A 775-nucleotide genomic window follows, 5' to 3' on the forward strand; every position below is an offset into this window, starting at 1 on the left:
GGAGGGACTTGGGATTATAGTTCTACATACTTTAGCTATATTTAGGACGCCTACTACGTCTGCATTCATAACCTTGTTGCATCTTGGGCAGTAGAACAAACCTCTATGCTTTCTGTTTCCTTCACTTCCGCAGAATGGGCATAGGCTTGACGTCTTATACTCGTTTACCTCAACTATTTTTATTCCATGTTCTTCTGCCTTCTCTTTTAAATGCTCTACGATGTAGTCGAAGCTCCAAAAGTTGTTTATCATGGCGTTTGCTTTACTACTATAGTTGTTTTCTCTTATGTCCTTTAGTCTTCCAATAACTATTCTTGAAATTCCAAGCTTATATGCATCTTCAACTATCTGCCTTACCATGGCGTTTACTGCATGACTAAGCCTCCTCTTCCTTATTTTATACATCTTCCTAAGCTTCCTTGATGTTCTAGCTTTGTTTACTTTAGCTAGTCTGCTCTGTTCTTTTGCTATTCGTTTTGTCCAGTACCACCAGTCTGATAGAAGAGCTCTTCCAGAGTATGCTGTAGGCTGTTTCAGGCTTTCGAACCATATCGTTGCTAAGTTTACTACTCCTAGGTCTATGTAGAGGGGCTTCTTGCCTTCTCTTAAGGAAGGCTCCTCAACTTCAGCTGCCATAAAGCCCCTCCATACTTCATCTACTTCGTCGTAGATTATTTCAAGCCTTCCCTGCTTGCCTTTCCACTTTAGCTTTCCCTTATACTTTAGCTTAAGCCCTTTTGGAAGGTAGATATATCTTTCATCAATCTTATAGCAG

The 775-nt window shown here is 40.4% G+C and carries 1 protein-coding gene; it reads right to left on the reverse strand.

Features of this window, described 5'->3' with window-relative positions:
* The coding region (locus ACP5J3_RS14960) for an RNA-guided endonuclease TnpB family protein (protein WP_428496400.1) at positions 1–775 on the reverse strand (775 nt) is incomplete at both ends.

Origin of the sequence: Pyrobaculum sp., assembly GCF_049971835.1 — an archaeon.
GTDB lineage: Archaea > Thermoproteota > Thermoprotei > Thermoproteales > Thermoproteaceae > Pyrobaculum.